Raw genomic sequence first — 26,261 nt, forward strand, 5'->3', positions numbered from 1 at the left:
TCCGCTACACGCGCTGCGTGCAGACGCCGACGGTAACGCCGGGCAGCAGGATCGGCTGCCACAGCACTTGCAACTGCGACGGCGGGGTACCGCCTAGCAGCGACAGCAGCATGTCGATCATCTTGGCGCCGGCCTGGCGCGGCTCCGGCTGGTCGATGGTGGTGACGTTCGAGCCGACCAGGGTGTCTTCGACGCTGCCCCAGACGATCACCGAGATGTCCTTGCCGATGTCGATGCCGGCGTCGAGCAGCGCGCGCACCGCCCCCACGCCGGACAGGTGGTTGTCGACGATGACGGCGGTCGGCCGCGGCGAACAGGCCAGCAATTGCTGCATGGCCTGGTAGCCGGTGCGGCGGTCCAGCGTGTTCTCGATCAGGTGGTGCGGGTCGATCGCCAAGCCGGCCGCGGCCATCGACCGCACGAAGCTGTCCTTGCGCTGGCGCGCGAAATTCAGTTCGAGCGGCGCGCTGACCAGGGCGATGCGCTGGTGGCCCAGCCCGAGCAGGCGCTCGACGCCGAGGCGGATGCCGGCCTCGTTGTCGTAGTCGAACCAGGCGTACGGCGTCTCGCTCCGGGTGCGGCCGTGGGCGACGAAGGGAAAGCCGGCCCGGCTCAGGTAGGCGATGCGCTCGTCGTGCACCAGGGTGCGGCCGACCACCAGGCCGTCGACGCGCTTGCCGCGCACCATGTGCTCGTACGAGGGCTGCTCGTTGTGCGGCGACACCGGGGCGATGATCAGGTTCATCTTCTTCGCCTCCAGCGCCTCCGACATGCCGGCCACGACGCCGAGGAACATGGCGTCGCCCAGGTCGGTCGGCAACAGCGGGTAGATGATGCCGACCACGTTCGAGCGCCCCACCGCCAGGCTGCGGGCCATTGGATTGGCCTCGTAGCCGACTTCCTTGGCGGCCGCCAGCACCCGCTCGCGGGTGCGGAAATTGACCTCCGGATAGCCGTTCAAAGCGCGGCTTACGGTCGTTTTCGACATGCCGAGGGCGATTGCGAGGCTCTTGAGATTCATTTGGGAACAGTCTGGATGTGGGCTTAGGATGTCGAAAAACCTAGCCCCGGGTGCCGATTATAGCCGACTGCCCGGCCTCCGCCTGCCCCTCTTCTACCGCCTTTTTGAAGAAAAACAACGTTATCAGCACAATTGAAATCGGCACCAGGGTCAGATAAAACGCGAAGTGGCCGCTAAAGTTCCCAAATACGTAGCCGGTGACCAGCGAACCGGTGGTGCCGCCCAAGGCCGAGAAGATCACCAGCAAGCCGGTCATCGACGAGTGCTGGTTCTTCGGCAGGGAGCTGAGCATGACCGAGTTGATGCCCGGGTAAATCGGCGCCATGAACAGGCCGATCAGCGGAAACAGGAAGGTCGCCACCGGCGCCGTGGCCCAGGTCACGTTCGGGTCGAGCACCACGTTGTGCGTCAGCGGCAGCGCCAGCAGCACCATCGCGGCCATGCCGATGACGCAGCCGTTCATGACCGGATACCAGTTCAGCTTGCGCATCAACACGCCGGCCGACAGGCGCCCGACGGCCAGGCAGGCGGCGAAGATGCTGGTCACTTCCACGCTCATGGCGGTCGGCAGTTTCAGGATTTCATTGTTAAAGGTGGGCAGCCAGGTGCCGACGCTCTGCTCGATCAGCACGTACAGGAAGGCGGTCAGCACGAATACGCACACCAGCGGCTTGAAGAACAGTTTGATCATCGCGGCGAAGTCTTGCGCAACGCTGCGCCCGGCCGGCAACTGCGCGCCGGCTTCGTCGAACGGGGTCGCCAGCAACAGCAGGAAGGTCAGTGCGCACAGCGCCGCCAGCGGCCAGTACACTTGCAGCCAGCTCTGCGACTTCGGGTCGCCGGAATCGATGAAGTAGCCGAACACCCAGTAGGCGCTGAGCACGCCGACCATGAAAAAACCCTCCAGCGTGTTCATGATGCTGGCGTGCTGGCGGCGGTCGTTGGCGATCAGGCCCAAGGTCGAATACACCGACACCTTGGTCAGCGCGAACGCCACGCCGACGCACAGGAATAGCATCTTGGTGGTCAGGAACGACGGCAGCAGGGGCATCGCGACGCAGGCGCCGGTGACGATGGCCAGCCCGGCCAGCATGGCCTTTTTGTAGCCGATGCGCGGCAGGAACGAGGCCAGCAGGAACGATACGACGGCGATCGGCAAGTCCTTGAAGCCCTCCAGCGCGCTGGCGCCGGCCTTGCTCACGTCATAGTTGCCGATGACTTGCAAAATCACCGTCCCGACGCTGTTGAGCAGGATGGCGAAGACGAAATAGATCAGGAACAGGATAAATAATATGCGTTGGTTTTTCACGGTGTCTCCGTAGGTTTGTCATATTGGTTTTTCTTATTATTGTATTTTTTAGTATGAGGAAAATTGATGTGGCGCCTTAGCTTACTGGTAGACGTTCAGGTCGAACCGGTCGAGCCCGGAAATGACCAGGTCGGCCTGCGTCAGCACCTCGGGCAGGCCGACGCCGAGCGCGTACATGCCGGCCGCCTTGATCGACGCCACGCCGGCCACCGCGTCTTCGACGCCGAGGCAGTCGGCCGGCGCCACGCCCAGTTCCGCCGCCGCCTTCAGGAAAATCTCCGGGTCCGGTTTGCCCCTGGCGATGCGCGAGGCGTCGACCACGTAGTCGAAGTCGCTGGTGATGCCGAGCCGCTCCAGCACCGTGAAGGCGTTCTTGCTGACCGAGGCCAGGCCGACCTTCATGCCGGCCGCGCGCACCTTCATCAGCGCCTCCATCGCGCCCGGCAGCAGGTTGTTGGCCGACATGGTCTCGATCAGCTGGCGGTAGTGCAGGTTCTTGGCCTCGGCCAGCGCCAGCTTTTGCGTCGGCGTGAACGCGCGCCCCGACGACGTCAGGATCAGGTCGAGCGATCCCATCCGGTCGATGCCCTTGAGTTGCTCGTTGAAGGCGCAGTCGAAATGCACGCCGACCGCTTCCGCCAACCGCTTCCAGGCCAGGAAGTGGTAGTGGGCGGTGTCGGTAATGACGCCGTCGAGATCGAAGATAACAGCTTTGAATCGGCTTGGACGCATGGTTTTTCCCCTTTGGTTTTACGCGCGCGACAGCACCGGCGCGGACAGTGTCAATTCAAGCGCCTCGGCGCGGTGCGCAAAACTCAGCGCCTCGCCCTGCAGCAGGCGGTACTCGGTGCGGCCGGGTTCGACCCGCACCTGCAGTAGCGCGCCCTTGAAGTGGATCTTGAAGGTGTAGTGGCGCCACTGCGCCGGCAGCGTCGGCGCGAAGCGCAGCGCGCCCTTGACCACGCGCATGCCGGCGAAGCCATAGGCCACGCCCATCCAGGTGCCGGCCATCGCCGCCGTGTGCACGCCGTAGTGGGTGTTGCCGTGGGTGTCGTCCAGGTCCAGCCGCGCGGTCTCCATGAAGAAGTCGTAGGCCTTGCGGTGGTAGCCGATCTCCGAGGCGATGATGCTGTAGATGCAGGACGACAGCGACGAGTCGTGCGTGGTGACCGGCTCGTAGTAGTCGAAGTCGCGGCGCTTGTCCTCCAGCGAGAATTCCTCGCTCAGCAGCAGCAGCGCCAGCACCACGTCGGCCTGCTTGCAGACCTGGTGGCGGTAGATCACCATCGGGTGGTAGTTCAGCAGCAGCGGGTAGTTTTCCTTCGGCGTGTTGGCGAAATCCCACACTTTTTTCGACAGGAAGCTGTCGTCCTGGGCGTGGATTTGCAGCGCCACGTCGTAGGGCAGCGCCATCAGGCCGGCGGCGCGGCGCCATTCCTCCGGCTCGGCGGCGTCCAGCGCCATCAAGCCGGCGATGCGCGCGAACTCGCCCGGCTGCGCCGCGGCGATGCGCGCGGCGACGTCGGCGGCGAAGTTCAGGTGCATGCGCGCCATCGCGTTGGTGTAGTAGTTGTTGTTGACCAGCGCCGTGTACTCGTCCGGCCCGGTCACCTGGTTGATGCAGAAGCGCCCGCCGCGGTCGTAGTTGCCGATGCCGAGCCAGATGCGCGCCGTCTCCATCAGGATTTCGGCGCCGCAGCGCAGCATATAGTCGTCGTCGCCGGTGGCCTCGAAGTACAGCTTGATCGAATAGGCGATGTCGGCGTTGATATGGTATTGCGCGGTGCCGGCCGGGAAGTAGGCCGAGCATTCCTCGCCCGCGATGGTGCGCCACGGATATAGCGCGCCCTTGTCGTGCGACATCTGGCGGGCCCGTTCGCGCGCCTTGCCCAGGCCGGCGTAGCGGTACTCCAGCAGTTTCCTGGCGATGTCCGGCTTGCTGTACAGGAAGAACGGGAAGATATAAATCTCCGTGTCCCAGAAATAGTGGCCCTCGTAGCCCTCGCCGGTGACGCCCTTGGCCGAGATGTTGGTCTTGCCGTCGCGCCCCACCGATTGCAGCAGGTGGAACTGGTTGAAATGGATGCCCTGCTGCAGCGCGTCGTCGCCGGCGATTTCGACGTCGGCCCGCTGCCAGAAATCGGCCAGGTACTGCGTCTGTTCCAGCAGCAGCGCGTCGAAGCCGCTCGCCTGCGCCTGCGCCAGCGCGTCGCGGCTGCGCCACATCAATTCCTTGGCCGGATAGTCGCGCGAGGAGTAATAGCAGCCGAACTTGGTCAGGCGCACCGCCTGCCCCTCGTCGGCCTGCACCTCGTAGGACTGCTCTAGGCGCTGGCCGTTTTTCAGCAGCCGCAGCGCGTGCGGGCCGGCGTGCCGCAACTCGGTCGCGGTGGCGCTGACCAGCGAGAAGCCGCTGTTGCCGGTGCGTTGCAACAGCGCCGAAAAATGTTCCTCCTGGTCGCTGTCGACCAGGTGCAGCGCCGGGCCGGAGACGGCCGAGCCGATGCGCGGGTCGTCGCCGGCCTCGAGGTTTTTGACGGCGCCGTCGAGGGTCGAGACCAGCCGCACGCGACCGAAGAAATTCAGCGGCGTCACCACGTATTCCATCGCGAACAGGTGCTTGTGCTCGAAGCACACCACGCGCCGGCTGACGATCGACACGCGCCGGCCCTTCTTCGACTTCCATTGCAGCGCGCGCTGCAGCACGCCGGTGCGGAAGTCCAGCGTACGCTCGTATTTTTCGACCGTGCCCTGCAGCAGGTCGAAGCGCTCGTCCTCGATCCACAGGCCGATGCCCTTGCCGTTGGGCACGTTGAGCATGAACTGGTTGGTCTTGGCCAGGCCGAACGCCGCCTCCGGATAGTGGATCGGCTCGGACTCGTAGAAACCGTTCAGGTAGGTGCCGTCGAGCGAGGTGCCGGCCGGTCCGCTGTAACCCTCCTCGTGGCTGCCGCGCAGGCCGATATAGCCGTTGCCCAGCGCGAACAAGGTTTCATCGAGAAAATGCGATTGCGTATCAAACGACGTCTCGCGGATGCACCAGGCATCGAGGGGATAGCTGTGTTTGGGCTTGGCGGACGGGTGCACGGTACATTCCTTTTACGCTGGGTTGAATAATTCAAACCGGTTTGAATTTTATGCAAAAAAGACAAGGCCGGTTTTGTTCGTGGTGTACTACAAGGAGAAACTACAGCAAGCGCGTCCCGTAGGTCGGCTTAGCCGGCACGGCGTCAGCCGACGCTCCGGCGCAAGCGAAGTCCCATCCAGCGCGCCGCGCCACCTCAATCAGGTCTGGCGCACCATCAAGGTGGTCGGCAGCATCTCAGACGTGACGTTGTCGCCGTGAATCAGGCCCAACATTTTTCGCGCCAACAGCACCCCGCCGTCGCGCAGGTACTGGTGCACGCTGGTCAGCGGCGGCACGAAGCTGGCGGCGCCGGGCGTGTCGTCGTAACCGATCACCGACACGTCCTCCGGCACCCGCAACCGCTTTTCGGCCAGCGCGCGGATCGCGCCCATCGCCAGCAAATCGCTGGCGGCGAACAGGCCGTCGAACCCGGCCCCCTTCTTTTTCAACAGCGCCGCGACGCTGTCGAAACCGGCCTCGAAGGTGAAGGCCTTCGGGCGCACGATATGCACCATCGCCTGGCCGCCCATTGCCTCGATGAAACCGGCGCAGCGCTCTTGCACCTCGGCATGGTCGACGTCGCCGAGGAAAATCAACTGCTTGCGGCCCTGTTCGAGGAAGCGCTTGGCGGCGCTGACGCCGCCCTTGCGGTTGTCGCTGCCGACCACGATGTAGTCGGCGCCGGCCTCCGGCGCGCCCCACACCACCAGCGGCAGGCCGGCCTTCTGCAGGAAGCGCACCGCCTCGCCGTGCGAACCCTGGCCCAGCAGGATCAAACCGTCGGCGCCCTGCACCGGCGCGGTGTCCATCAACTGCTTCGAGGTCAGCACCACGCTGTAGCCGGCCGTCGTCAGCTCCTGCGTGATACCGCCGAGCAGCTCAAGCGGATACGGGTCCGACATCGGCCGGCCCTTGACGGGCGTCATCTCGACCACCACCGCCACCGAGTAACTGCGGCGCATGCGCAAATTGCGCGCGCTCACGTTCAAGCGGTAGCCCTGCTCATTGGCGATCCGGCGCACTTTCTCGCGCGTCTCCAGCGTCACCAAAGGGCTGTCGCGCAGCGCCCGGGAAACCGTGATCTTGGAGACCCCGGCCAGGCGGGCCAGGTCTTCCATCGTCAGGCCGGACTCGCTTTTGCGCACACCGATGTTGTTCGAAGGCATTCATCACTCTTTGGTTGGTACGGAACTGTAGCAGGACTGCGGACGCATTATGACAGGTTTTTGCAAGTTGTCTCATTTAATGACATCGATATCATTTGGATTGACATCGATATCATTTCTTGATTCAATGGCCATTCTTTCGCATCCGCCAAAAATCCGGCGGGTCCGCCGCAGACCGGCGGGAGTGCGCAAGATGGGGACGGGAACCGCCTGGGGCGCCGTCCGGGAGACGACAAATGATTACAAAAAAAGAAGGTATGCATATGAAAAGCCACAACACCCTCGCGCTGTCCGCGGTGACCCTCGCCGTGCTGACACTGATCAACCAGCCACAAGCCCAGGCGCAGAACGCCGAGGCGGCCGCGCCGGCCAAGGACGCGCTCGCCGCCGAAGTCCAGCAAGTCGTCGTCACCGGCACCTCGGCCGCCGGCGGCGTGCGCAAGATCGACTCCTCGTACTCGATTACCACCGCCAACGAAGAACAACTCAAATCGGCGGCGCCCAGCAGCACCGCCGACATCATGAAACTGGTGCCCGGCGTCTACGCCGAATCGACCGGCGGCCAGTCCGGCGCCAACATCGAAGTGCGCGGCTTCCCGTCCGGCAGCGACTCGCCGTTCGTCTCGGTGCAAATGAACGGCAGCCCGATCTTCCCGCCGCCGACGCTGTCGTTCTACGAAGGCTCGTCGGTGTTCCGGCTCGACGACACCATCGAGCGCGTCGAAGTGCTGCGCGGCGGCCCGAGCACCATCTACTCGAACGGCCAGCCCGGCGCGACCATGAACTTCATTCTGAAAAAAGGCGGCGACACGGCCGAGGGCAGCGTGCGCGCCACCACCGGCACCGGCAACACCCGCCGCGTCGACGCCTTCTACAGCGGCAAGCTCGGCGAAGGCTGGTACGCCTCGCTCGGCGGCTTCTACCGCGTCACCAACGGCGTGCGCGACGCGCAATTCCGCGCCGACGACGGCCGCCAGCTGAGCGGCACGCTGACGCGCAAACTTGCCCAGGGCGAAGTGAGCATCTACGCCCGCGCCACCCGCGACAAGAACGCCTTCTACACCGGGGTGCCGCTGATCTCGGCCGACAACGGCCACAGCATCAGCGCCTTCCCCGGCTTCGACCCTTTGAAAGGCACGCTGATGAGCGCCGAAATGCGCCAATTCACGCTGGAAACGGCGCCCGGCACGACGCTGGCGCGCGACTTGGCCGACGGCCGCGGCCTGAAGGCGAGCCTGCTGGGCGCCGAATACGAGCAGAAAATCGGCGAATGGAACGTGACGAACAAGTTCAACCACTTCGACGGCGACCTGAACACCATCTCCATGTTCACCGGCAACAACCCGCTGTCGATGGCGGACTACAACGCCGCCGCCATCCGCTCGGCCAACGGCAACGCCGCCGTGGTCGCGGCCGCCGGCGGCCGCTTGGCCGGCTCGGCCGCGGCCAGCTATCTGAACGGCGCCGCCGTGGCGGCCGGCCAGCAAGTGGTGCAGGCCGGCCTGTGGTCGGTGGAAAAGAAATTGAAATCGCTCAGCGACGAGCTGCGCGTCAGCCGCGAACTGTTCAAGGACAACACCGTCACGGTGGGCGCCTACCTCGCCGACTACTCGTCCGACGACGTCTGGTATCTGGGCAACAGCCACCTGATGAGCGCGGTGCCCAACGCCAGTCTGATCAACGTCAAGCTCGACAACGGCGCCATCGTCGCCAACCGCGGCAAGGAAGGCCCGATCAACTACGCGCCGGTGGCCAGTTACGACGGCCGCAACACCGCCCTGTTCCTGGCCGACGAATGGAAAATCAACGACCGCGTCAAGGTCGACGCCGGCTTCCGCCGCGAGCGCCAGCGCCTCAACGCGAGCATCTCGAACCTGCGCTCGGGCGACACCGACGGCAACCCGCTGACGCTCTACAACAACAACACCTCGATGCCGTCGGGTTCGAACACCGCGATCAGCCGGACCGACTCGGCCAATTCCTTCACCGTCGGCGGCAACTACAAACTGGCCAAGGACAGCAGCGTGTTCGTGCGCGCCAACACCGGCCACACCTTCGTCTCCTTCGACGACCTGCGCGGCGCCGGTAGCCGGGCCACGGCCAACGACCGCAGCGTATTGCCGACGCCGAAAGTGACCCAGTTGGAAATCGGTTTCAAGACCGCCAGCAAGTTCTACAGCGCCTACGTGAACGCCTTCCACACCGAGTTCAAGGGCATCGCCTTCTCGCAAATCCTGGCCAACGGCACCACGCTGAACTCGGTGAGCGGCTCCAGCGGCAACGGCCTGGAATTCGAAGTGGCGGTGCGGCCGCTGCAAAACCTGCAAATCGCCCTGACCGGCGACTACCAGGTGTCCAAATACAAGGACAACCCGGCCACCGCCGACAACACCGTGCAGCGCCAGCCGAAACTGCAATTTCGCCTGACGCCGACGTACACCATACCGCTGGGCGACAACGCGCTGAAACTGTACGGCACCTACACCTCGATTGGCGAGCGCTGGGCCGACCAGGCCAACCTGCAATACCTGCCGGCCTACCGCACGCTCGACCTGGGCATGCTGGCCTCGATCGGCGGGAACATCGAACTGCGGCTCAACGCGACCAACGTCAACAACACCATCGGCCTCACCGAAGGCAACTCGCGCCTGACCACCGGCGGCAGCGGCCCGATCAACGCCCGTCCGCTGTTTGGCCGCGCGATCGAAGCGTCGGTGCTGTACCGCTTCTAAGCCTTAGCGCCAGTTTCACTCCGAAGTACCTTTTGCAAGGCTATCCAGCCTTGCTTTTTTTTGCCCGCCAACAAGGCGTCGAGCGTCACTGGGCGAATTCTTGTTCGACGACTGTGAGCCACCATTTCCGGCCCGGGTCCGGCTGCCGCAGGTTGACGGTTTCACCCATTTCGGGGGTGGCGATCGCCACGCCGCGCTTGGCCGCCAGCGCGACGATGCGGTCGAACGGTTCGTGCCAGATGTGCAGGCCAAGGTCGAAGGTGCCGTTGTGTACCGGCAGCAGCCATTTCCCCTTCAGGTCCAGGTGCGCCTGCAAGGTTTCTTCCGGCTGCATGTGGATGTCCGGCCATTGTTTGTCGTAGGCGCCGGTCTCCAGCAGGGTGACGTCGAAGGGGCCGTATTGTTCGCCGATTGTGCGGAAGCCGTCGAAGTAGCCGGAGTCGCCGCTGAAGAACACGTTCAGGTCGCGCTCTTGGATGACCCACGAGGCCCACAGGGTCTTGTTGCCGTCGAACAGGCCGCGGCCGGAGAAGTGCTGCGACGGCGTCGCCACCAGTGTGACGCCGGCGATGCTGGTCGATTGCCACCAGTCCATCTGGCGCACCTTGGCGGCCGGCACGCCCCATTCGATCAGGGTGTCGCCCACGCCCAGCGGCGTGACGAAGTGCTCGGTCTTGGCCGCCAGTTCGAGGATGGCGGCGTGGTCGAGGTGGTCGTAGTGGTCGTGCGACAAGATCACGCCCTTGATCGGCGGCAGGTCGGCGATGCTGATCGGCGGCTGGTGGAAGCGCTTCGGGCCGGCCCACTGCACCGGCGAGGCGCGCTCGGAAAACACCGGGTCGGTCAGCCAGAAATTGCCGTTGAGTTTGAGCAGCATGGTCGAGTGGCCCAGGCGGAACAGGCTGTGGTCGGGCGCCGCCAGCAGTTGCGCCCGGCTCAGCGCATGCACCGGAATCGGCTTGCTCGGCACGGTGTGCGCCGGTTTGTTGAACAGGAACGTCGCCATCAGTTTCATGGTCTTCATCCAGCCCAGCTTGTGGCGCGGCGCCGCGTTGCGGTATTTGCCGTCCTGCCGCTGCGATGCCGGCGTGGCAAAGGCGCGGTCGAGGGCGAGGTCGGCGGCGGGTGCGGTGGAATAGCGCATGGTGATCAAGACTCCCAGAATGAGACTGCGGCGCAGGATGGCGCGCAAATGTGTGCTTGAAATTTATATACACTACACAGTGTAGTTCCTATTTTAAGCAAAGTAAACCGGCGGGTGTAAAATACTTGTTCACCTATCGCAGAATGCTTCCCATGTCATCACCACAACGCCTAACCGACCGCAAGCGCCTGGCCATCGTCGACGCCGCCATTGCCGAGTTCCGCGCCAACGGCTTCGAGGCGACCAGCATGGACAAAATCGCCGCCACCGCCGCCGTGTCGAAGCGCACCGTGTACAACCATTTCCCCAGCAAGGACGAGTTGTTCTCCGAAATCCTGACGCGCCTGTGGGACAACAGCGCCACGCAGCCGCCCGTGCCCTACCGCGCCGACGCGCCGATGCGCGGGCAGTTGCTGGCACTGATGTGGCAAAAGATGCAAATGCTGACCGACGGCAATTTCCTTGACCTGGCGCGGGTGGCGATCGCCGAAACCATCCATTCGCCCGAGCGGGCCCAGGCGATGGTGGCGAAAATCAGCGAGAAGGACAGCGGCATCAGCAACTGGATCGGTGCGGCGCAGCAGGACGGCCGCCTGAAGCCGGCCGATGTGCAGTTCGCCTCGCACGTGCTGCAGGGGCAGTTGAAGACCTTCGCGTTCTGGCCACAGGTGACGCTGGGCCTGCCGGTGCCGGACGCGGCCATGCAGCGGCAGATCGTCGAGACCGCCGTCGACATGTTTTTGGCCTATTACGCCTAGCTTCTTCGCCGCTTGCGCCTAGGCGAAGCACACCGCGTACACCGGTGGCAGCGTGGTTGACACCGTCTGCCAGTGTTCGCCGCCGTTCGCCGACAGCCAGACCCCGCCGGTGGTCGAGCCCATCACCAGCGTGCGGCCGTCGCCGGCCACCGCCAGGCCGTGGCGGTACATCAAATCGTAGCAATGCTCCTGCGGCAAGCCGCTGCGGAAAATCGAGAACGATTTGCCGCCGTCGCTGGTGCGCGTGACGGCCAGCGCGGCGGCGACCGGCACGCGCAAGGTGTCGGCGGCGGCCGGCACGAACCAGGCGACGTCGCCGTCGCGCGGATGGACCGCCACCGCAAAACCGAAATTCGACAGCGGCACCTCGCGCACCTCGTCCCATTGCCTGCCGTCGTCGGCGGAGCGCCAGATGCCGTTGTGGTGCTGGCACCATAGCAAGTCCGGCGCGCCGTCCGAGCGGACGATGCGGTGCGGGTCTTGCACCGCCTCGTTCTCGTCCTGTTCCGGCGGCATGTAATCGGCGCGCATGCCGGTCGCGCTCAAGCTCCAGCTGGCGCCGCCGTCGGCGCTGCGCCATACCCCGCCGCAGGACACGCCGACCAGCAGCTTGCGGCTGTCGCGCGGATCGACGCAGATGCTGTGGATGCCCGGCGTGTCGTAGCCGCCGCCGAACCATTGCGCGCGCTGCGGCACGTTCCACAGCGCCTCCACCAGTTGCCACGAGTCGCCGCGGTCGGCCGAACGGAATAGCCCGCCGGGCAGCGTGCCGGCCCACAGCACGCCCGGCTCGTCGGCGCCGCCGGCGGCCAGCGACCAGATAAAGCGCAACTTCCACTCGACCGTGTCGGCGCTGTCGTCGGGCTTGGGCGGATAGGCCGGCGTGGCGATTTCGGTCCAGGCGTCGCCGCCGGCGTCGCGCCGGTGCAGCTTGGCGCCGAAGTGGCCCAGGTTCAGGGCGGCATACAAGGCGCCGTCGCGCGGGTCCGCCAGCACCATTGAGACCGGGTCGCCGAGGAAGGACAGCGCAGCCAGCCGCCAGTGGCCGGTGTCGACGGCCAGTTCAAACAAACCCTTGCGGGTGGCCAAATAAGCGCGTTCGGTCATGACTAGCCTCCAGAGAGTGCTTGCAGGATGTACACCTTGCTGTCCGCATGCAGCGGATCATTCAACAGGATACGCTCGTGGCTGCGCAGACCGTCGATAAAAATCACGACGTTGTCGCGCAAATGGCCCTGCTCGTCGAGCACGTAGCCGCGCAGCCGGGGATGGGCGGCGAAGGCCGCGTCCAAGCCGGCGCGCAAGTTCGCAGCGTCGGTCCGCACCAGCGGCAGCGCCATGAAGCGCGCCAGTTGCTGCGTGAAATGAAGTTGCGCCATCCCGCCTCCAACCGTGGCGCGGCGCAGGCGCGCCGCGCTAGAGCAAATTCTAGCGCGAATCACGGCCGCGCCGATGTCACTTTGCCATAAAATGGGGCCACGTGGATAACCGGAGCCGCCTGATGTCGATTACCCCGCAACAACTCGAAATACTCATGCAGGAAGTGGAGCTGAGCGACCCGATCGACTTCGCCGACCTGCCCTTCAACGACCAGGAATTGCGCGGCCTGATCGCCAACCACCTGTGTGAGATGGCCGCCGCGATGGAAAGTTTCAGCGAGGAAGACCGCAACCTGGCCTTGCTGGCCGTGGCCGCCAAACTGGTGCTGGAAAACCTGGTGCTGCACGTCCAGTTGCTGCGCCAGCACGGGCTGCCGATGAGCGACAGCGTCGAGGCGCTGCTGCTGCGCCTGCGCGGCGGCGCATAACCGGCGCGGCGCTTATTGCCGGGGGACGGCGCGCGCCGGTCCTTCCCTTCTAGCGCTTCCTGGCGCCGGGCGCTTCCAGCGTCACATCCGATTCCGCCAGCGCCACGCAGGGCAGGATATAACCGTCGCGTTTTTCCTCCCGGCTCAAACCCGGCCACTCGACGCGATAGCCGACGCGGCCGTCGAGCATGCGGCACAGGCAGGTGCGGCAGGTGCCGTTGCGGCAGGAGCTGAGCAGGCGCACCCCGGCCTGCTCGGCGGCGACCAGCAAAGACTCGGCGGCGCCGGCCTCGAACTGCCAGCCCTGCGGCTCAATTTTTACGGTGAATGTTTCGCTCATGGCCGACAGTGTAGCAAGCCGGTGCAGATGTGCGATCACGGAAGTAGCGCTTAACAAACAGCGTACGTTCGGTGGTGCATTGAATTAGGGGAAAAACTGGTGCGGCTGGCGGGGATCGAACCCACGACCCTTGGCTTCGGAGGCCATGCCGCTCATCTATGGGACGCCGCGCTGTTGCTGCAACTCCTTGATTCTACAGAGTATAGCAACCGGCAACAAAAGGCAACAATGGGCACCAATGGGAAGAAAATACCCCTGTTTTCTTCCCAATTTCTCCCCAATTTCTCCCCAAGATTTCTCCCCATCTTCTAGCCGGAGTCTTTCTCGGCCGACAGAAGTGCCTTCAACGCGGCGACTTGGGTTGCGCTCTTCTTTGCCTGACTCTTCTTGAACCGCGTCAGATTCTCCAACTTCCATCGCAGGGCCGGAAGCGTCTGGACATCCGGATTCGGCAAGAGGGTCCAGTCTGGATTGGCATCGGCTAGGCTGACCAGGAACTCGCGATGGTGGCTGGTTAATTTTTCCATCATATCGCGGCGCAGCCGGCTTCGCGTTTCCAGCAGGACCTCAAGTGAAGGCGGTTCTGCCTCAGTCATGCCGATGAACTGGTCTTCGTAGATTTGACGGAGGTCAAGGTCGTTGCCACCCAAGACTTCGTGGGTTGGGCGATTGTGGCCCGCAAGGTAAACGACGAAGCAATCGACCATGGCCGATGTCAGTCCACCGTTTTGGTAGAGCAGCCAAACGTCAAACAAGTCTCGAGGGTGCTGTCGGTCCAACGCAGCTACAAGCTTGCTCGCATAAAGTTCATCGTGGTCGAAAATTGGCGCGAAGACTTGGATTCCAAACTGTTTGACCACGGCTGCCGAAACAGACTGGCGTGCTGTAACGGGCAGAACCGTACCTCTGAAAACGGTGTTGACCTCGATTTTCAGGGTAAGGCCGTCTCGGCCTTCCATGACCAGCAATTTCGACTCCGGCTCGTTTCCGACTCGCACCGGCCTCGCCTTCAGTCCTCGGGCTTCCAGCCTGCTCGCGATGTCCTGGAGCGCCTTCGCTATGGTCGCTAACGCGACGTCCCTGGGTTCGGTTCCGTTGAGGTAGACAAGGTCGATGTCGACGGACAACCGCGGCGCCTCCTGGACGAACAAATTGATGGCAGTACCACCTTTGATGGCAAATTGGCCATCGACGAAAACGTCCGGAATTACGTCCAACAACAATCGGACAGTGTTGATATAAATGGCGTCGAGCATGATTACTTTATTGTAAGGCGAGTGCCGTCCTGAAGACGGCGCGTCCATCGCGTGTTGCTTCCAAGATTCAGGCTAAATCGTTCGCGCAGGGAAACGACATCAATGGCGTTTGTTTGTTGCGCAAACTGCAGAAACAAGCGAACAGTTTTTATGCGAGTGCATGCCGCCAACAGTGCGCCGACCACTTCCAGGCGCATGCTGGAAAAGGACTCGAATAAGTGTGTCGCTTCCTCCAAGTCCTGCGTGACACCGACTTCGTTCAAGACTTCCAGCAGCGCGCGTTCGCGGGTCGAAACGTACAGACCGGCAGCATGGTCCGAAACCAGTGCATATCCATCATCGTCGAGAAGCGGCCTGAGCAAGTCTACGTCAAACAATGCGCGTTGGTGGTAACGCGCTGGGAAACGCGAAGTGAACCAATCTGGCAGCGTGAGACGTTGGGTTCCCCACAACTGGATTCTTGAACGAGAACTAACGTTATGACGTATTCCTTGCCATGAAAGTGCGGTCTTTCCACCAACGTGCAGACCGGGGCTGCGCTTCTGTAAGTACAACAGACAGTCGTCGAGCTGTAAGGTGTCGTTGGGATATGCGTAGGTCCCCTGCTCCAAGCGCTCCAGCCAGCCGTTCTTCGCATACTTGGCGGCCAGGGCTGGAGATATCCCATATTCCGCTAGCTCGGACAATCCAAAGGGTTGCCCGTGATGCAACCCTTGAAGGAGCAGTTTGAGTAACGAATGTCGAGAATTTGGCCTCATGGTTAAATTTTACAACATAAAGCAAACATAAAAATTTGAATGTTTGATTTTTGCTTCAGAATTCACCCCATGGATGAATCTTACGACAAAATGCAAACATCAAGCCATTCAGTCACTTCGGCCTCCAATCTTTCATCCTGGCATGAGAATGTACTGAGCATTTGCTTCCACCTTTGGCTCAGCGGCAACGGACCACGCGCCAAAGGGCAACATCCTAGGGCTGGTAATAGCACCGGGCATCCTCAGGCAATATGAGGTAGCACCAACCGTATACCAACTGCCCATAGCCGAAAAAGTCCCGCGGGCGACGTTCGGCCGACGAGCGCAACAAGAGCATCTTCGAGCACCCCCCGTTGTCACGCACAGAACATACATCCAAAGCATTCCGCAAATTTCAGAAAATATGTTGCCACATGGAATTTGTTGTGGCATAGTTCATCTCACTCCCTGTTTGAGAAACCGTATAACAGCGCCCACAACGCGGCGTTGGCTGAGCCCTGCTGCTCAATTATTCGGTTCTTTCAAAATCTGGCGAGACCGGTCCATAGCCCGGAGCAAAAACTCCCGCTGACCTGAAATCAAGGTGCGCCCCCTCAGCGCACAAACACCCTTCCCTACCAAACGCACCGACCCTAGCCAGATTCCTTTGGCCAGGGCTGCACGTCCAGTCTTAGATTTACTAGCGCCCCATCGGGGCGCTTTGCATTTCCAAATCAGCGCGTTGAGACAAATCTGCCTCCGTGCCCCCAACTACAAGGAACTAGAAAATGATTAACAAGCAAGCCATCGACACCATGAATCAGATGCTGACTCTCATCAATAAATACGGAGCCGATGCAAGCCCTGACGTCGAAACGGTTGCGTCCAGCGAAAATCGTCGCCGCGCATTCCTCATAACGAAGATGTTAGCCAGCTTTGCGCAGCGTGTCGCCGACAGCGACATGAACTATCTCCGTTTCGATGACGTCGGCGCGACAAATGCAGAGCGCCGCCGCTGCCATCAGATTGCTAGGCAACTGGACCGCGGCTTTATGCGGGAGGTCATCCAGTTCCAAAAGCTTGCTGAAGAATTCGAGAGCACTCCGGTCTGCAGCAACGATAGAACCGACAATGACATCGCTCTCGAACTTGAATGCCTCTTATATGATGTTCAAGTCCTTCGCCAGTTGGACGCAAAAATCGCTGACGTTGCGGGAGTTAAGTTGACAAAAAGTGAGGTCAAACTGCAAAACGAAAAGCACTCCTTGGTAACAGAAAAACTGGCGATTGCGAAGATGCAGCTCGAAGCCACAGCGGAATTGGCTCTCACCCGGGGCATGGTCGTGTCAATGAACCAGCGCCGTACTGTCATCAAGCGCGTCGCACTGACCCCGGCACAAAGCACCAAGCAAGCATCCGCAGCGACCAAGGCACGAAATGCCGCAATCCTGAAACTGCTCGCAAAGACGACTGCCCAGCAGTCCAATACCAAAGCTTCGCCGGCGAATAAATCGGCGCTAATCCAGCCAATCTTTTGGCCGTTTCCTTCCCCTGCAAAGTAGGGCTTTTCTCACCGTCCGAACTCCCGGGGCCTATACAAGACACCATAGGCCACCGAGGAGAACTCTTTTGGATACAGAAACACAAGCAGCAGCCTTAACCGTCACCGCCGAAATACTGGCACTCCAGCGCGCTGGCGGACTGTGCTCAGACGTCGAGCGGCACGTCGAGCGGCCTTCAGGCCGATTCTTGCACCTGGAGGCAACTGTCCAGTGTTCTCGAGTGCGGACGCCAGTTGACACGGCCGTCTTGCGGGGCTGTCCGGAATCGACGCACTGGCTGTTGCTCGGACAGCAGTTGCAGCACCTGAGGGCGCAGTTCGCGGCCCGAGTTTGATTCATGAGCCTCCCGCCTGGGGGGCTCTTTCATGGCCGGCCCACTGTCAACATTCCCAGCTTCACGCCGCCTCCCCTTCACGCGGCTGGTGTCTCACCGCGGCCCCAACAAGGCGACGGCTCTCCCGTCCGTGTCCGGAAAATATAAACCTCAATACCTTCATTCCGTATGCACGTGTGCACATGTAAACGCTGGCCGCATTCAAAGCAGCACCCGCAAGGCCGGTCGCTACACACGTCACAAGGGCAAATCGGTCGTGGTCTCTCCAAAAGAGGTCATGACCATCATCGGACAACAATTTGAAGGGAGTAAATTTTGACAGCAAAGATTATCGCCGTCTCGAATCAAAAGGGAGGCAGCTCGAAAACATGCGTCTCGATGAGCCTAGCGGGCGAGCTCGGAAGCCAAAAAAGCCTGGGAAAACATGGGAACAGAGTCCTGGTTGTCGATGCGGATGCCCAGGAAACGGCAGTTGCGTGGGCACGTACAGCGCCCGACAGCAAGCCTTTCCCGGCCACAGTCATCGGCATGGCTTCATACGCCGGCAAAATGCACCGCGAAATCCAACGGCAACTCGAAAATTATGACTTCATCGTGATTGACTGTCCGCCGTCGGTCGACGCCATAACGTCGCATTCCGCTCTGCTCATCGCGGACTTGGTTATTGTTCCAGTTCCTCCGGCGCCCGCCGACCTCTGGTCATGCCGAGCCACGTTGGCGCTCATTGAGCGCATCCAGGTCATCAATCCGGGATTGAAGGCAGTGCTCTTGGCGACCAAAATTCAGCGAACTTCCTTGTCCCGCGCAGTACTGGACGAACTCGCGACCTTTGACGTTCCACTTCTGAGGTCACGCATGGCACATCGGACGGCGTACCAGGAGGCCATTCTAGCCGGCACAACCGTCGCTGCCCTGGGCAGAGATGCGCGCGCGGCGGCAAACGAAGTGAGCGCTCTCGTCGACGAGGTTCTGGCGATACTCGGAGGTCACCATGACTAAGAAGGACTTCAAGCCGGGCCTTGGCGCCAGCATCAGGGCACAAGATAGTGCCGACAAAGACCGATTCGAGAAAGCTGACTCTGTGATTTCAAACTTGGATGCTGCGGCGGAGAGGCAGCACCAGGTAGCGCAACCGAAGGTCTCAAGAACGTTGGTCGTACGCCACACGTTCTCGATGTCCGAGGGCGACTACGCGGTGGTCGAACTGCTCCGCAGGGCGGCCTCAGCACATGGTCCAATACCTACGGCTAGCGATATCTGCCGCATCGGACTCCATGCAATCCGCGGCTTCAGCGGTGAAGAGGTATCTTCAGCCATCGACAAGCTCGAGCGACTGAGACCAGGAAAAAGGTCCTGAGGATTGATTCAATTATTCTTGATGCCACGGTCGCGACTCAGGTCGTCGCCGTGGCATTTTTCCGTGGATTTTAAGGCTTCCGCGAAGAGGTTACATGACCAAACCACCGCACGCCAAAAAGGTTGGCGGCGTCTGCTGTTAAGGTATGGCCGTGCCATGGGACTACTGTCTCACAGTGCGCCGATGTGCGCGTATGCGGATATGCCAATGCGAACATGAGCCGGTGTGCTGCTCTCGTTCACCGGCGACCGCCTCTACCCGGAAGTCCCTGACCGAACTGGCAAGACCGCGACCCTGCTCCAGTTGAGATTCCCATATTTGCCGAGGTGCTGCAAGTCCTACCCTAAGCCGGTGCAGCACGACGAACCTGCACTTTCGCCACCATATCGCCGACGAGCTGCATTACGAAATGCTGTGCCCGTGGCTGAGGCACAGCGCCGGGCTGATGACCGTCGCTGGGACGGCGAGTTCGCGACGAGCACATGACCGCCCCGTCCCAAGAAGTCGACTTGATGGCATTCCAGCAGGCTTGGCTAACCCGAGGTATAGCTGGCCTGCTGAAGCAGTTAGCGCCTGCGGAGTTTCCGCCCGAGTTCCAGACTTCGCTGGTCAACCGTCGCGAGTTCGTAGACTTCACGGGGCTACTGCCGGCGGCGCTGCGCACCTACCCGGACAAGCCACACGCGGTCGAGCTCGTTCTGAAGCACCCTCAGTTGTCATCAGCTTCACCGCGAGCGCACACGAGCATTATGCGTGCGCTTGCCGAGCAACCTGTATTCAATTCCTGCTACCGCTCGCAGGCGCGCCTGCTGTGGTGGTCAGCGACGCAGTAGGCAAAAGCACGACTGTGTCAGTTGTAGTGTAGAAGGCTGGCCAGTTTGTCGACCGAGAAGAAATAGCGGCGGGAACTCAGGCGGCCTCGGTTCACTTGGTGAAGCTGGTGTGCCTGGAGTCGGCAAATACTAGCGCTAGACTTCATCTAGCCATGCGGCAGGTACTGCGCCGTCAGCCTTTGAAGTCCCCGGGGCGTTAAGCTAGTTCAGACTTCTTGACGGTGCCCGGTCGGCCAGCTCTGGCACTTGTTTCACCAACGCCGCCCGATACTGAGCAAACACGACCGTGAAGGTGTCGCCTAACACCATGTCCATCGGGGACGGGTTCGCCGTACGCCTGGCGACAATAGCAATTCCTTCATCGAGAAGAGCCAAGAGTTGTGCTGGTGTCTCAAACTGCACATCCATCTCCATCATTGTGCCGATTTCTCGCGTTAGCTTTTCCTTGCGCTCCGCAGCGGAGAGTCCTGCGTAGTCAGGGTCAATCTCGTCAAATCGGACATCATGATTAGCAAACATACACACCTCGTTTCGAGAGCAAAGGCCACATCATACATTTATAATTTACTCGGGCAACTTCCCTGCTGCGACCACCCGAATGGTCTGGTTGTTCGAACAGGGTCGACATAAGTCCAGCGCATGCAGCCGTAAGTATGAGCCAGGTAGGGCGCATTCTTAGCGCAGTAGAGTCTTTCTTCGAAGCTGCTATCCTCCCTTCGGAAGGACCGGTTCCATGTCGCGTCCATCTGCCATGGGCGACAACGCGCACCTCTTCGTCATCGAACTGCACAGAAAGCAGCTGGTCCAGCGGCTTCCGCCTGCGGGCCTTCCACCATGCGGAGAGTCGGGCGAGAATTGGCATCAAAAATCTCTATTCACAACTGCAAGAAATACCTAGCTCAAAGCAGCGGGTCGACGATGCGATGGGCATTCAAGACGACGTTGAGCAGTCTGCCCAGTATGACCGTCATACCGGCAACGGCTGCAAGAGGTCGATGACGTCTACGCCCATGGCGTCTGCGATGCGCTCGAGAGTATCGACTGAAATATTCCTCTTTCCCGTCTCGACTTGCGAAAAAAAAGTCTGCGAAATCCCTGCAATTGCCGACAAGGTGTCCTGTGGAAGGCCACTCTTCAGTCGCAGGGCGCGAAGATTGTATGCGATGCGCTCGCGAGCGCGCGTTAGCTTATTTTGACTGCTCATAGCGGCGGTAGCTTGGCGGCAAATTCTATGTTAGTCTATTAACTATAGTTAGTTTTCTGTCTGCGACAGGCTGTAAATTCCCGAGGTTTCACTTTTAGAACAAATCAGCGATGTAGGTTGGATAGCAAGGCCGGACGGGCGCCGCGGCGGGCCAGCATCGCAAGCAAATTTAGAAGGTTCAAATGTCCCTCTCATCACTGAAAGCAGAGCTACACGGCCGCACTGGCAAGAACCTGATGCCTAATTGCTGGCCAATCGAATCCCTAATTTCGTGGTGTCGCGAAATAGCAAAGCACGAGGATAAAGTCCTTTCCATTGAAGACAATAACCAGCTTGTTGAATTGTTGAAATCTCTCATCGAAGGGCTGCTCATAGCGCATGCTTCCGACCGTCTTAATCAATTTCGCGAGAATAGAGACTCGTTGTTGAACGAATTGGTGCATGAACTTGACGGCATTGTTCGCAACGCGTTGGTCTCCAAGATAATTGGTTACGATATCGACCCCGTCGCGCTAAAGGACATTTTCCGCGACCACTTTTCGGAAGGCGGTGGCCTGGTGTCGACAGACAAGCAAGTTGACCCAAGCCATGCTACAGCTGGTCACCCGGGGCCAACTTAAACTGGCCTGAGTGCGAGGACTGCGCCTCAGCGCCTTGTAGTTTGGAAAGGTCCGCCCCGCGTTACCACTTACGCTTGCCGTGGACATAAAGGAGCGTCCTTGACTCCACTTTCCCGCAGCAAAAAGGCAATATCATGGCATTTACAGGAGCCGTCGCGACCGCTAAGGTGTGAGTTCATACGACCAACGATGCCGATGTCCCTGCCGGTACGCCATCAACAACGAGGTTCCGATGAATAATTTAGGTGAGTTCAAGTGCCCTAGTTGCGGCTGGGTGCACGTCGCCATCTCGCTCGAAGACGCTGAAGTGCAAGTTCGGCAGGCAGAGGCGTTCTACGTAGTTGCGGGCAAGATAGACCACGTCACGATGCGCGGGCCAACTGCATACCTTGAGGGCTACAAACGCTGCTACAAATGTGGCGCCACGGCTGGTGACTTCGTGCCGGCCGTGCCTGGCGACGCGCCGGATGGCTGCACGCTGCATGCTGTGATTGCGCCGAATACGCTAAAACGGTCTTCGTTGCTCGACTCTGCTGAAGCGTTGCACCGTGTCGGCGCTCTGACCGATGCCGAAATGGGGCTGCAGCAAGCAGTAATTGCGCCGCGCATGAGCGAATACGAATTCACTCTGAAGTACCTGATGTCCAGTGACGACACGAACTTCGTCGAGCTCTTAGAACGACTTGGAGTCGGCGGCTGCACAGACTCCTTGGTCGGCATCGGGGAGCCGGGGTGCATCGCACTTGAGTTTACGAGAGAAGCGGAGTCGCTCAGGGATGCCCGTGAATCAGCGATTGCTGACGTCAAGCGCGCCATACCGTCGGCGACATTTCTTGACGACAGAGCGCAACTTAATGACTTCCAAGTACCAGACGACTTCCCCCGTCCGCGCCATCTGGGCGTAGTGCCTGGCGCGCAGCCAAAGTTCCTCGGAGTCGAATACGAAGGCCGCTACTACAGCCCAGGCTGCACTCCACCCGAACTTCATGAGCGCTGGCAGCACTGCATGCAATATGTGCCCCAATTCATAACGAGCTGCATTGAAACCAAAGCTGGCAAGCGCGCGCACATGCCGGAGGCCGCCATTCTCGACCAGTACCTGGTGCGCCTAATTGATGCGGGATGGTGTAGCGATGACGAAGCACGCTGGGTAATTCGCGAAACCGCGAAGCTGTTGGGCTGGCCGATGCCGGCGGCTGCAAATGGCGAGACATGAAGAGCTGGCGGTCGTCTGAACTTCAAGCGTATGAATCGTCACGGTGTTCTGCAGTCTCAAGTTATGCCGCGATAGCACGGGAGCAATGATGTCAGAGATTTTTAACGAAGAAATCGAGGGCAATGGGGTTGCCACAGGTCAGTTCTTTACCTGCCTTAAACAGGAATTTGAAAGCGCGGCCCACTCTGAAAAATTGACTGTATTCCCGGATATATCTCGGTGTCTAATGACCCTGCAGCGTGCAACGGCGGAAGAGCTCGCATGCATCCGCAAAATTTTGCGATACATGATGCGCGAGTTTGACCGTCAGCGAAAACGACGTAGCAGCGTTGACAAAATACGCGAGAGAGTGCCGTCTGTAAAGGTTGGCAATCGCGGGTTTCGACGCCGGAAGTCCATACGGACGTGGTTCCGGCTCGGCACACTTGAATGAGCTTTGTGACCCGATGCCAAAAGCCGGGCACAGCGGGCCAGGGCGACGTGAAAAAATTGAAACAGGATGCCATTTATGCGACCAGTAGTCATTTTGGACTTCGACGATGTACTTTCCGTGCATCGAGTGCACACATCGTCACAAGTGCTGGCAGCATTCAAAAACGCCACGCTCGACGACAACCCTGAGTTGTGGACCCACATTTTCCACTACTCCGCCCGCACGAATTTGCGCACACTGCATGATGAATTCACTCCGGAATATGTCGTCAGCTCGTCGTGGACGCTGCACTTTGACCAGGAACAAATTTGCGAAATTCTGCGACGCACCGGACTCGAATTTGTCGTAGATAATCTGCATCAGGATTGGCGTACGCCGCGCGCAAGAGACTCATACCGGCTGACGGAAATCGAAGGCTGGCTTGACGCACACGCGCTCGGCTCGCATCCACCGTACCTTATTCTCGACGACCAACTGAGCGGACAGTCCATACCGGGCTCTAACCTTGAAGGGCGCGCGGTGCTTTGTGATGCCTGGGTTGGTTTCACGTATCCCAAACTGCGGTCGGCACAGAAAATCCTGCGTGACCAACTTACGAGACACGACGTATGGACACGGGGCTAAATGCAGGCACAAGACTGCGGTCTTCTTTCAGGGAGCTCAAGAGTGGGTTTTGGATTTGAATTCATGACCATCACGAAACTCAGAACAGCTGGCGTTGTGGTCTTGGATGGAAGGCTTCTCGAGGGGTATGTGACCGCAGGAATGTCCGCCGAGCTGATTCATGATGCGGAGCGCGTACCGCTTCACATCAAGAGTGTCGTACTTGGCACTGCATGTCCAGGAGACGGCGTTTTGAGCCTCACCGTTGACCTTTGCCAGGCGACTGCTAGTCTTGCGTCCACAGGGGATTTGATATTGTCAACGAATTAGGGGCCGTTCACCACTCTTGACCAACCGAGGAAGCCGACGGCGCTCGGAACGCCGCCGAAAATCTAACGCGACATTCGCTCGCCGCGCACCTCGCTAAGGACATTCCCGCCATTGTCGCCATCGGCAGCGCTTCTCTTGCAACCGCTCGGCCCCCTATCTCGAGAAATATAAACCCCATCCCCTAGACCTGTTTCCTTCACTTTTTTGGAATCAGGCCATGAACGCAGCAATCGCAGACTCCACCAATAGTAGCCTCCCCCGCAATGAGTACGGCGCCCTCAACCTGCACGCTGTCCTTTCGGCCGAGCTGCAGACTCAAGTTTCAGCATTCGTGAAAGACGCCGTCAACGCTGGACACCTGTCGGCGCCGTTCGTCACCTACGGGAAGAAGGAATTTGAGTGCTTGAACTTGGACGTCTACGACGTGCTGATATTCCGGGGCAAGGTCAAGTCGCTTGTCGTGCAGGCAAGAACCTTCTGGAAGCACCTTCGGAAAGGGCACACCCGGGGAGGCAAAGACTACTACCTGGTCACGCGCGCTGGTCGAAAAACTTCCGTCGTGGACGTCGAGAAGTCGACCTGCGCAAAACGCGCAAAGAACACTACCGCGCTCGGCCAGCTGGTGAAGCACTACCTCGGCACAGCAACCGTCCCGTGTAAGAAGGCACACGTACCGGTCACGACTGCATACAAAGTCCTTTCGAAAACCGCCGACGGCAGACTTATGAGCGCCTACGACGACTCTGAATACAAGGTCGGCATCTGGCGGTCGGAAGCTGCCAAGCCAGACCACGGCGGTGGCTTTTACTACTACCTAGACGATACGCTCGCCATTGACGCTACGTGGCGCGGCGACACGTTCGCAGCGAGCGTGACGGCCGGAAAAGAACTCGTGCTTTGCGAAGTCGAAATCAAAGGCCGGGAGATTGAGTATGGCGACGGGAAGTGGGCGGCATCGCAGCTGCGCGTCATTTCGGAGTTGGAGCCGGTGAAGATTAATTGACGGGCTTGCATGTAACGCAGTTAATTTTCCAGCCGAACCCGACCAGTTCCGGCCCGGATAGCATCTCTACTTAAATTTTACCTTAACGTTCATCTTTCCACTTCTCTTTGGGCCAAAAGACATTTTAAGGTCCTCAAAACCAAAATTCGCCCCAACCTCGACACTCTGGTCCATCGTAAACTCTACCGATTCTGCGTCAGCTTCCTTCGCCTTCTTTATGATTTCAACTGCGGCTTGTACTTGCTCCTCCGGGGTCGCGACAGTGTCCATTAGAAAGCTGCGGGCGCTCTCTGCCAGTCTAGTGAGGGCTATGACCGAACTAATGCCGGGCAAACTTTCAAAAGCGTATCGACCAGCCGCCTTCGCTATATTCTTCTTTCTCGTCAAATCCCAGTGCTCTGTCATTCAATTCTCCAATGTGGCCTACACGTCAAACTCGGTTATCTAAGGCGAACCTCAATTCGTTTATATGTTCGTACGCGACTGCCAGATTGCTCACCGTCGGCAATCACCAGGCATAGCTATCGCGTTCATATATTAGCGGCCATCAACACACGCACTGCGGCACCAATTGGAGCCAATCATGCCGAAAACGGGTGGAGCCATGGGCCCTAAAGGGTTAGTGATTAGACTTGTTCATTTGATTTGAAAAATAGCGCGAGTTATCAAGGCGCCACTGAATCACATTCATTTGGTGCGCCTGCCATGCGGGCATGCCTCCGGTCATATACGCGCTCATGCCCTTTATCTTCATCTGAGCATTTTGCTGGTCAATTTCTTTTGATTTTCCAAGGGAGTCAATCATATTTTTAGTGTTAGCATAATTTCCATAAGCTTGTTGTGCTGAATTCACCGCGGCCCCCATAAGCTTTTCATTCCCGCCGCCGTGGAACATATAAAATAGGAAATTTTGGTGCTTTTCCGACGCCCACTCCATACCCATCTTTTCTTTTATATAATTTCGCCTCCAATCACTTATCGGGGTGACTAAAGATGTTTTTTGTCCTGCTGAGTCATAACAATCGAGCGCGCCATCGCTTCCTATGGCTTTAATCTGAGCGCAACTAACAGTGTTAATTTGATATGCTCTGTTGTCAATTAATATGGCGGTATCTAAGGGGTATTTATTGTCAATTCCGCTAGTCAACGACGCACATCCACTTAAAAGGAGATAGGACGATAACGTTAGAAAAACCGAGAGTATGCATTTCCTTGCAGCCAAAATCTTCTCCTTTGGAATTTGTTATTTTAATGTTATTTGAATCTAATTTTCGATGGCAAGCGATATGCTCGGAGATTTTTATGAGAAGTATCGCTTTTTCATTCCGCAGAGTGAACAGAAAAAAGCACCAAGACCGAAGCCTTGGTG

At 59.7% G+C, this 26,261-nt stretch carries 26 protein-coding genes; 11 read left to right on the plus strand and 15 right to left on the minus strand.

Annotated features, from left to right (window positions below; genetic code table 11):
* Positions 1–4: 4 nt before the first annotated feature.
* The 5 genes from ACFDR9_RS02630 to ACFDR9_RS02650 form a co-directional block, all read right to left on the minus strand.
* On the minus strand, positions 5–1,021 hold the full coding sequence (locus tag ACFDR9_RS02630; RefSeq protein WP_409029957.1) for a substrate-binding domain-containing protein: 1,017 nt from the start codon (positions 1,019–1,021) through the stop codon (positions 5–7).
* Between the two features lie 40 nt (positions 1,022–1,061).
* The gene (locus tag ACFDR9_RS02635; protein WP_409029958.1) at positions 1,062–2,330 is read right to left on the minus strand and encodes an MFS transporter; all 1,269 of its coding nucleotides are present in this window, start codon (positions 2,328–2,330) and stop codon (positions 1,062–1,064) included.
* An 81-nt stretch (positions 2,331–2,411) separates the two neighbouring features.
* Entirely contained in the window at positions 2,412–3,062 is a 651-nt protein-coding gene (pgmB, locus tag ACFDR9_RS02640; protein WP_409029959.1) for a beta-phosphoglucomutase, read from the minus strand.
* Between the two features lie 18 nt (positions 3,063–3,080).
* Positions 3,081–5,417, minus strand: coding sequence for a glycoside hydrolase family 65 protein (locus ACFDR9_RS02645; RefSeq protein WP_409029960.1), 2,337 nt, complete (start codon positions 5,415–5,417; stop codon positions 3,081–3,083).
* 198 nt (positions 5,418–5,615) lie between these two features.
* On the minus strand, positions 5,616–6,623 hold the full coding sequence (locus ACFDR9_RS02650; RefSeq protein ID WP_017878017.1) for a LacI family DNA-binding transcriptional regulator: 1,008 nt from the start codon (positions 6,621–6,623) through the stop codon (positions 5,616–5,618).
* A 257-nt stretch (positions 6,624–6,880) separates the two neighbouring features.
* On the opposite strand from ACFDR9_RS02650, the gene ACFDR9_RS02655 reads away from it, so the two are divergent.
* Positions 6,881–9,355, plus strand: coding sequence for a TonB-dependent receptor domain-containing protein (locus ACFDR9_RS02655; RefSeq protein ID WP_327075689.1), 2,475 nt, complete (start codon positions 6,881–6,883; stop codon positions 9,353–9,355).
* A gap of 85 nt (positions 9,356–9,440) precedes the next feature.
* Here ACFDR9_RS02655 and ACFDR9_RS02660 read toward each other — a convergent pair whose 3' ends face one another.
* Complete coding sequence (locus ACFDR9_RS02660) at positions 9,441–10,499, minus strand: MBL fold metallo-hydrolase (RefSeq protein ID WP_327075688.1); 1,059 nt, start codon at positions 10,497–10,499, stop codon at positions 9,441–9,443.
* 152 nt (positions 10,500–10,651) lie between these two features.
* On the opposite strand from ACFDR9_RS02660, the gene ACFDR9_RS02665 reads away from it, so the two are divergent.
* Positions 10,652–11,257: a TetR/AcrR family transcriptional regulator gene (locus tag ACFDR9_RS02665; RefSeq protein WP_017878020.1), complete on the plus strand. Its 606-nt coding sequence runs from the start codon at positions 10,652–10,654 to the stop codon at positions 11,255–11,257.
* 18 nt (positions 11,258–11,275) lie between these two features.
* Here the strand turns inward: ACFDR9_RS02665 and ACFDR9_RS02670 are convergent, their stop codons facing one another.
* A complete protein-coding gene (locus ACFDR9_RS02670; protein WP_327075687.1) occupies positions 11,276–12,364 on the minus strand; it encodes an exo-alpha-sialidase in 1,089 nt (362 codons plus the stop codon).
* A 2-nt stretch (positions 12,365–12,366) separates the two neighbouring features.
* Entirely contained in the window at positions 12,367–12,636 is a 270-nt protein-coding gene (locus ACFDR9_RS02675) for a MoaD/ThiS family protein (protein WP_327075686.1), read from the minus strand.
* 122 nt (positions 12,637–12,758) lie between these two features.
* On the opposite strand from ACFDR9_RS02675, the gene ACFDR9_RS02680 reads away from it, so the two are divergent.
* Positions 12,759–13,064, plus strand: coding sequence for a hypothetical protein (locus ACFDR9_RS02680; protein ID WP_026133170.1), 306 nt, complete (start codon positions 12,759–12,761; stop codon positions 13,062–13,064).
* A 49-nt stretch (positions 13,065–13,113) separates the two neighbouring features.
* Here ACFDR9_RS02680 and ACFDR9_RS02685 read toward each other — a convergent pair whose 3' ends face one another.
* The 3 genes from ACFDR9_RS02685 to ACFDR9_RS02695 form a co-directional block, all read right to left on the minus strand.
* Positions 13,114–13,404, minus strand: a complete 291-nt coding sequence (locus ACFDR9_RS02685; protein WP_409029961.1) for a 2Fe-2S iron-sulfur cluster-binding protein — start codon at positions 13,402–13,404, stop codon at positions 13,114–13,116.
* Between the two features lie 308 nt (positions 13,405–13,712).
* On the minus strand, positions 13,713–14,660 hold the full coding sequence (locus ACFDR9_RS02690) for a nucleotidyl transferase AbiEii/AbiGii toxin family protein (RefSeq protein ID WP_409029962.1): 948 nt from the start codon (positions 14,658–14,660) through the stop codon (positions 13,713–13,715).
* A 2-nt stretch (positions 14,661–14,662) separates the two neighbouring features.
* Complete coding sequence (locus tag ACFDR9_RS02695) at positions 14,663–15,418, minus strand: type IV toxin-antitoxin system AbiEi family antitoxin domain-containing protein (RefSeq protein ID WP_409029963.1); 756 nt, start codon at positions 15,416–15,418, stop codon at positions 14,663–14,665.
* 767 nt (positions 15,419–16,185) lie between these two features.
* Between ACFDR9_RS02695 and ACFDR9_RS02700 the strand changes: the two genes are divergently transcribed.
* From ACFDR9_RS02700 to ACFDR9_RS02715, 4 genes are all read left to right on the plus strand, one after another.
* Positions 16,186–16,959 (plus strand): hypothetical protein, encoded by a 774-nt coding sequence (locus tag ACFDR9_RS02700; protein ID WP_409029964.1) that lies wholly within the window; start codon positions 16,186–16,188, stop codon positions 16,957–16,959.
* A gap of 649 nt (positions 16,960–17,608) precedes the next feature.
* The gene (gene parA, locus ACFDR9_RS02705; protein ID WP_409029965.1) at positions 17,609–18,292 is read left to right on the plus strand and encodes a ParA family partition ATPase; all 684 of its coding nucleotides are present in this window, start codon (positions 17,609–17,611) and stop codon (positions 18,290–18,292) included.
* Entirely contained in the window at positions 18,285–18,650 is a 366-nt protein-coding gene (locus ACFDR9_RS02710; RefSeq protein ID WP_409029966.1) for a hypothetical protein, read from the plus strand. The genes parA and ACFDR9_RS02710 overlap by 8 nt, the downstream gene beginning before the upstream one ends.
* 482 nt (positions 18,651–19,132) lie before the next feature.
* Positions 19,133–19,483: a hypothetical protein gene (locus ACFDR9_RS02715; RefSeq protein WP_409029967.1), complete on the plus strand. Its 351-nt coding sequence runs from the start codon at positions 19,133–19,135 to the stop codon at positions 19,481–19,483.
* 201 nt (positions 19,484–19,684) lie between these two features.
* On the opposite strand, the gene ACFDR9_RS02720 is transcribed toward ACFDR9_RS02715, so the two are convergent.
* Together ACFDR9_RS02720 and ACFDR9_RS02725 are read right to left on the minus strand one after the other, a co-directional pair.
* On the minus strand, positions 19,685–20,002 hold the full coding sequence (locus tag ACFDR9_RS02720) for a hypothetical protein (RefSeq protein WP_409029968.1): 318 nt from the start codon (positions 20,000–20,002) through the stop codon (positions 19,685–19,687).
* 448 nt (positions 20,003–20,450) lie between these two features.
* On the minus strand, positions 20,451–20,687 hold the full coding sequence (locus tag ACFDR9_RS02725; RefSeq protein ID WP_409029969.1) for a helix-turn-helix domain-containing protein: 237 nt from the start codon (positions 20,685–20,687) through the stop codon (positions 20,451–20,453).
* A gap of 182 nt (positions 20,688–20,869) precedes the next feature.
* Here ACFDR9_RS02725 and ACFDR9_RS02730 point away from each other — a divergent pair, with 182 nt between their 5' ends.
* From ACFDR9_RS02730 to ACFDR9_RS02745, 4 genes are all read left to right on the plus strand, one after another.
* Positions 20,870–21,307: a hypothetical protein gene (locus ACFDR9_RS02730; RefSeq protein WP_409029970.1), complete on the plus strand. Its 438-nt coding sequence runs from the start codon at positions 20,870–20,872 to the stop codon at positions 21,305–21,307.
* A 232-nt stretch (positions 21,308–21,539) separates the two neighbouring features.
* Positions 21,540–22,523, plus strand: coding sequence for a hypothetical protein (locus ACFDR9_RS02735; RefSeq protein ID WP_409029971.1), 984 nt, complete (start codon positions 21,540–21,542; stop codon positions 22,521–22,523).
* Positions 22,524–23,031: 508 nt separating this feature from the next.
* A complete protein-coding gene (locus tag ACFDR9_RS02740) occupies positions 23,032–23,580 on the plus strand; it encodes an HAD domain-containing protein (protein WP_409029972.1) in 549 nt (182 codons plus the stop codon).
* A 526-nt stretch (positions 23,581–24,106) separates the two neighbouring features.
* Positions 24,107–24,892: a hypothetical protein gene (locus tag ACFDR9_RS02745; RefSeq protein ID WP_409029973.1), complete on the plus strand. Its 786-nt coding sequence runs from the start codon at positions 24,107–24,109 to the stop codon at positions 24,890–24,892.
* A 66-nt stretch (positions 24,893–24,958) separates the two neighbouring features.
* On the opposite strand, the gene ACFDR9_RS02750 is transcribed toward ACFDR9_RS02745, so the two are convergent.
* Together ACFDR9_RS02750 and ACFDR9_RS02755 are read right to left on the minus strand one after the other, a co-directional pair.
* Positions 24,959–25,297 carry a hypothetical protein gene (locus tag ACFDR9_RS02750; protein ID WP_409029974.1) on the minus strand — a complete coding sequence of 113 codons (339 nt, stop codon included), beginning with the start codon at positions 25,295–25,297 and terminating at the stop codon, positions 24,959–24,961.
* Positions 25,298–25,511: 214 nt separating this feature from the next.
* The gene (locus ACFDR9_RS02755) at positions 25,512–26,039 is read right to left on the minus strand and encodes a hypothetical protein (RefSeq protein WP_409029975.1); all 528 of its coding nucleotides are present in this window, start codon (positions 26,037–26,039) and stop codon (positions 25,512–25,514) included.
* Between the last annotated feature and the right edge of the window lie 222 nt (positions 26,040–26,261).

Origin of the sequence: Janthinobacterium sp. CG_23.3 (genome assembly GCF_046115965.1) — a bacterium.
Classification (GTDB): domain Bacteria; phylum Pseudomonadota; class Gammaproteobacteria; order Burkholderiales; family Burkholderiaceae_D; genus Janthinobacterium.

Bases quoted from the DNA above. Each gene is read 5' to 3' on its own strand.
- ACFDR9_RS02700 (WP_409029964.1), top strand. From the start codon at position 16,186: ATGATTAACAAGCAAGCCATCGACACCATGAATCAGATGCTGACTCTC.
- pgmB (WP_409029959.1), bottom strand. From the start codon at position 3,062: ATGCGTCCAAGCCGATTCAAAGCTGTTATCTTCGATCTCGACGGCGTC.
- ACFDR9_RS02720 (WP_409029968.1), bottom strand. From the start codon at position 20,002: ATGTTTGCTAATCATGATGTCCGATTTGACGAGATTGACCCTGACTAC.
- ACFDR9_RS02735 (WP_409029971.1), top strand. From the start codon at position 21,540: ATGAATAATTTAGGTGAGTTCAAGTGCCCTAGTTGCGGCTGGGTGCAC.
- ACFDR9_RS02660 (WP_327075688.1), bottom strand. From the start codon at position 10,499: ATGCGCTATTCCACCGCACCCGCCGCCGACCTCGCCCTCGACCGCGCC.
- ACFDR9_RS02695 (WP_409029963.1), bottom strand. From the start codon at position 15,418: ATGAGGCCAAATTCTCGACATTCGTTACTCAAACTGCTCCTTCAAGGG.
- ACFDR9_RS02665 (WP_017878020.1), top strand. From the start codon at position 10,652: ATGTCATCACCACAACGCCTAACCGACCGCAAGCGCCTGGCCATCGTC.
- ACFDR9_RS02655 (WP_327075689.1), top strand. From the start codon at position 6,881: ATGCATATGAAAAGCCACAACACCCTCGCGCTGTCCGCGGTGACCCTC.
- ACFDR9_RS02685 (WP_409029961.1), bottom strand. From the start codon at position 13,404: ATGAGCGAAACATTCACCGTAAAAATTGAGCCGCAGGGCTGGCAGTTC.
- ACFDR9_RS02710 (WP_409029966.1), top strand. From the start codon at position 18,285: ATGACTAAGAAGGACTTCAAGCCGGGCCTTGGCGCCAGCATCAGGGCA.
- ACFDR9_RS02670 (WP_327075687.1), bottom strand. From the start codon at position 12,364: ATGACCGAACGCGCTTATTTGGCCACCCGCAAGGGTTTGTTTGAACTG.
- ACFDR9_RS02675 (WP_327075686.1), bottom strand. From the start codon at position 12,636: ATGGCGCAACTTCATTTCACGCAGCAACTGGCGCGCTTCATGGCGCTG.
- ACFDR9_RS02690 (WP_409029962.1), bottom strand. From the start codon at position 14,660: ATGCTCGACGCCATTTATATCAACACTGTCCGATTGTTGTTGGACGTA.
- ACFDR9_RS02715 (WP_409029967.1), top strand. From the start codon at position 19,133: ATGACCGCCCCGTCCCAAGAAGTCGACTTGATGGCATTCCAGCAGGCT.
- ACFDR9_RS02680 (WP_026133170.1), top strand. From the start codon at position 12,759: ATGTCGATTACCCCGCAACAACTCGAAATACTCATGCAGGAAGTGGAG.
- ACFDR9_RS02730 (WP_409029970.1), top strand. From the start codon at position 20,870: ATGTCCCTCTCATCACTGAAAGCAGAGCTACACGGCCGCACTGGCAAG.
- ACFDR9_RS02750 (WP_409029974.1), bottom strand. From the start codon at position 25,297: ATGACAGAGCACTGGGATTTGACGAGAAAGAAGAATATAGCGAAGGCG.
- ACFDR9_RS02650 (WP_017878017.1), bottom strand. From the start codon at position 6,623: ATGCCTTCGAACAACATCGGTGTGCGCAAAAGCGAGTCCGGCCTGACG.
- ACFDR9_RS02630 (WP_409029957.1), bottom strand. From the start codon at position 1,021: ATGAATCTCAAGAGCCTCGCAATCGCCCTCGGCATGTCGAAAACGACC.
- ACFDR9_RS02745 (WP_409029973.1), top strand. From the start codon at position 24,107: ATGAACGCAGCAATCGCAGACTCCACCAATAGTAGCCTCCCCCGCAAT.
- ACFDR9_RS02740 (WP_409029972.1), top strand. From the start codon at position 23,032: ATGCGACCAGTAGTCATTTTGGACTTCGACGATGTACTTTCCGTGCAT.
- ACFDR9_RS02725 (WP_409029969.1), bottom strand. From the start codon at position 20,687: ATGAGCAGTCAAAATAAGCTAACGCGCGCTCGCGAGCGCATCGCATAC.